Source organism: Streptomyces sp. CO7, from assembly GCF_053474865.1.
This window is the reverse complement of the sequence record NZ_JBRIOU010000004.1, coordinates 419,979-424,136: the sequence shown is the minus strand read 5'-3', so window position 1 is coordinate 424,136 and position 4,158 is coordinate 419,979. Positions and strand designations below refer to the sequence as shown.

At 74.9% G+C, this 4,158-nt stretch carries 2 protein-coding genes; one reads left to right on the top strand and one right to left on the bottom strand.

The genetic code is table 11. The features are described from left to right. Positions 1 to 583 precede the first annotated feature (583 nt). A complete protein-coding gene (locus ACOV8S_RS14705; RefSeq protein WP_448318257.1) occupies positions 584 to 1,387 on the bottom strand; it encodes a hypothetical protein in 804 nt (267 codons plus the stop codon). Between the two features lie 405 nt (positions 1,388 to 1,792). Here ACOV8S_RS14705 and ACOV8S_RS14700 point away from each other — a divergent pair. Further along, positions 1,793 to 4,158: sensor histidine kinase (locus ACOV8S_RS14700; protein WP_448318256.1), on the top strand; the 2,366-nt coding region annotated here is incomplete at its 3' end.

Below are 4,158 nucleotides of genomic sequence, written 5' to 3'. Positions count from 1 at the left end.
GCGTCTGCGCACGCGGGGTCCTTCCGGCGGCGGGGCTACCTTTCGCCATGCTCGCCCCGACGGGGGGCGGCTGCAACGCGGGACTGCCTGCGGCGCTGACCGTGCCTGGGCCTCGCGGGGCGTGGGTCGCGTGCGTTCGCGCTACCTGCGACGGTGACTGTGCCTGGCCTCGCGGGCGTGGGGTCACGTGCGGCCTGCGCCCACCCGTGCCGCCCCGGCGGCACGATTGCCCGCAGCGGGTGGGGCGGGTGACCCCGTCAGGTCACCCGCGGTTCCCGCGCCCGGGCCTTGCGGGCGTGGGGTCGCGTGCGTGTGTGCTGCCTGCGCCCACCCGTGCCGCCCCGGCGGCACGCTTGCCCGCAGCGGGTGGGGGCCGTGTTGTGGCGCCGCGGGCCGGGCGGACCGTGCCTGGCCCGCGTGGGTGGGGTCGCGTGGGTTCGCGGTGCCTGCGGTGGTGAGTGTCCCCGGGCCTTGCGGGCGTCGGGTTGTGTGTGTGCTGCCCCGGCGGAACGGTTGTCCGCAGCGGGTGGGGCGCGTCGACCCCCGCCAGATCGCCCCCGGTTCCGTGCGGGGCGGCCGGGGGTCAGAAGGTGATGTGGGCGACCGTGGCGTCGTCGTGGGTCTTGGAGGGGCCCAGCAGGCGGCGGGTCTGCGCGTCGGCGCGTTCCAGCTCGCGGACCTCCGCGACGAGTGCCGCCGCCCCGCGGGCGTGGAGGAGGGAGACCACGTCGGGCCACCCGCCGCGGCCGAACACCTCGACCCACCGCGTCGCCCCGTCGGTGAGCGCGGTCAGGGAACGCACCCCCTCCCGCGGCGCGGAACCCGTGACGGCCCGTTCCGCGACCGAGGGATCCGCCGCGGCGGTCCAGAAGCCGCCCTCCTTGTTCCGCAGCGTCGCGTCGACCACCGCCGCCGACCGCAGCCGCTCCCGGGGGATCCGGGCGAGCCGGTCGTCGGTGAGGGCGGTCACCCCGGGGTCTTCACCGTCTCCCCCCGACCGCTCCACCAGCAGCACCGAGTCGGCCAGCACCAGGTGTTCCAGCGTCCCGGCGTCCCAGCGGGCGAGGGCCACCGTGGCCTGCGGCGTGCGCGGGTGAGAAAGGTCACAGCTCTCCGCGTGGGCGGCGGCCGTACGCGCGACGGCCGAGGCAAGCACCTCCGGCAGGGTCAGATCCCGCCGGGAAAGGGACAGTTCGGTCAGTGCCCCGCCGAGCCGGGCGGTGAACCACGGCACGGAGTGCACACAGCCGGTCTCACCCCGTGGAGGAGTGACCCCGTCGAGCACCACCACCACGCCGCCGAGACCGGAAGCGGGGAGTCCGACGGAGACGAAGTCCTCGTTGGGAAAGCCGAGTTCGGAGGGCTCGGAGGCAAGTTCGGTGCGCATCCGGCCAGTCTGCACCCGCAGGCCCCGGGCGTGGCAGCCGGAACAGGAGGAACACCCGCACCTCCACCGTCACCCGCGGGAACTCCGCGGCGATGCCCGGTTGGTGGGGGTTGCGGTGCGATTGTGAAGGCGTGGCGGCGAATCCTGCCAAAGTCCGTGACGGTCGTCCACCTGGGGCTCCGGACGCCCGTGCGGACGACCCCGCGGGTGGGTGGGCGGAACTTGCCCCTCAACTACCCTCCGATGTTCACTCCTTCGGGTGGCGGGGCGGTTGATGACCGGTCACCGCCCACCGGCACTGGGAAGGTCGGACACCGAAAACCGGAACCGTACCGGGTGAGTGTCGCCCCAGTTGACGGCAGGTCACCCGGGCCTTGGGTACACGAGTCAGGAATGCGAGCACCGGTGCAGAAGACGCGGCCTCGGCGTACGGGCAAGAAGAAGGCCTCCCGCGAGGGCACGGAGAACTCGCCCACCCCCACCGGCACCCCGGGCGCGTCCGCCCCGGCCGGTGGCGAGGTGGGCAGGGGCCGGCCCACGCATGTACGCAACCGGCTCATCGTCGCGGTGGCCGTGGTGGCCGCCGCCGTCGCGGGAGCCGGCGCCCCCTCCCTCCTCTCCTCCGCGGGGCGGCTGGACGAGAGCAAGGACCTGGTCACGCTCACCAAGCAGACCCAGGACGCCCTGACCCTCGCCCACGCCCTCGCCGACGAACGGGACGAGGTCACCCCGTACATCGCGGCCGGGCGCCCCGAGTCGCGGGCGCCCTCCGAGCAGCGCGGCGCCCGGGTGGACCGGGAGATAGAGGATCTGCGCGAGGACACGGACCTCCCGGCCGCGCTCCGGGCCGACCTCGACGAGATCGCGAGCACCCGCAGAGCGGCGCTCTCCGGCAAGAGCACCGCTCTCGAAGCGCACGAGGCGTACTCCAAGGCCATCGCGGAACTGCACCGCCTGGCCGGCGAGCTGGCCGACCGCATGCCGCCGCGGGCCGGGGCGGGCGCGCACGCGCTGGCCGACCTGGACACCGCCGTCCAGCAGGCGTCGGCCGCCCGCGGCCTGCTGCTGGCCGCGCTGGCGGTGCCGAGCACCTCCACCCCCGTCTACGACCCGGTCACCGGCACCACCTCGACCTCCCGGGTGTCCACCCCGGCCGACGCCTCCCGGCGTGACGCGCTGACCTCGGCCGCCCAGCAGGCCCGGGTCCGTTCCGACGCCGCGCTGGCAGAGTTCCGCGCCAACGCCCCCGAGGAGGCGGCGGACGCCTTCGACTCCACCGTCACCGGCCGCGAGTCCGAGACCGCGGGCAAGTACCTGCGGAACCTCACCGACCGGCCGGTGCTGAACGACAAGGAACTGGCCACCGACCCGAAGAAGCTCTCCGCCGCGCTGTCCGCCCGCCTCGACCTGATGCGCGGCGCCGAGTCCTCGCTCTACGAGAGCCGGGTGAAGGCCCTGGAGGAGCTGCGCGCCGACGACGTCACCGAGCTGGAGATCCGCATCGCCGCGCTGGTCGCGCTGCTGTTGCTCGCGGTCGGCATCGCCACCGGCCTGGCCCGCTCGCTGACCAGGCCGCTGGCCGTGCTGCGCCTCGGCTCGGCGCGTCTCGCGGACAAGCCGGAGGACGAGGAGCCCATCCGGTTCACCGGCCGCAAGGACGAGTTCGCCCAGGTCGTGCGCTCCGTCAACACCCTGCACGGCCACGCGCTGGCCCTCCAGGAGCGGGTTAGCACACTGGAGGCCGACCGCAAGCACCTGATCGGTGAGCGGCAGCGGATGGCCGACGCGCGCGAGGAGCTGCGCGCCGAGCTGAAGTCCGCGCAGGAGGAGCTGGACCGGTCGCAGAACTCGGCCGAGGGTCCCTACGTCAGCCTGGCGCTGCGCATCCTCGGACTGGTCGAGCGTCAGCTCACCGTCATCGAGGGCCTGGAGGCCCGCGAGGAGGACCCCGAAGGGCTGTCCACGCTCTTCAAGGTGGACCACTTCGCCACCGTGATGCGCCGCCACAGCGAGAACCTGCTGGTGCTCGCGGGCGTCGAGCACGGGCAGCAGCACGCCGGGCCGGTTCCGCTGGTCGACGTGGTGCGGGCCGCGGTCAGCGAGATCGAGCGGTACGAGCGGGTGCGGATCGGCGCGCTGCCGCCGGCCGCCCACCTGGCGGGCTTCGCCGCCGACGACCTGAGCCACCTGCTGGCCGAGCTGCTGGAGAATGCCACCGCGTTCTCGCCGCCGGAGCTGCCGGTGGAGGTCTCCGGGTGGCTGCTGGAGAGCGGTGAGGTGATGCTCTCCGTGCAGGACGAGGGCATCGGCGTCACCGAGGAGCGCCTGGAGCGTCTCAACAGCCGCCTGGCCGACTTCGACCCCGAGCAGCCGCACGCCCCGGACGGCGACGACGGCCTGGGCCTCGGCCTCTACGTCGTGGCCCGCCTCGCGCACCGGCACGGGGTGCGGGTGCGGCTGCGGGAGCAGAAGCAGGGCGGGGTCACCGCGGTCGCGGTGCTGCCCACGTCGCTGCTGGCGGCGGCCCCGGCCGCCGCGCCGGTCACCACCGCTCCGGTCGGCCGGCAGGGGGCTCCGACCTCGCTGCCGGGCGCCGACGCGGAGGCCAACTCCAACGTGCTGCGCGGCCGTACCGAGGCGAAGGCGGCCCTGCCGGGCGGCGCGGAGCCGGCCGCGGGGGAGGACCTGCTCGCCGCCGAGGCGGTGGAGGCGGGTCCCGCTCCGACGGCCCGGCCGCAGGCGGGGACCGTCTCGGGCGACGGCGCCGCGCC

Bases quoted from the DNA above. Each gene is read 5' to 3' on its own strand.
- ACOV8S_RS14705 (WP_448318257.1), bottom strand. From the start codon at position 1,387: ATGCGCACCGAACTTGCCTCCGAGCCCTCCGAACTCGGCTTTCCCAAC.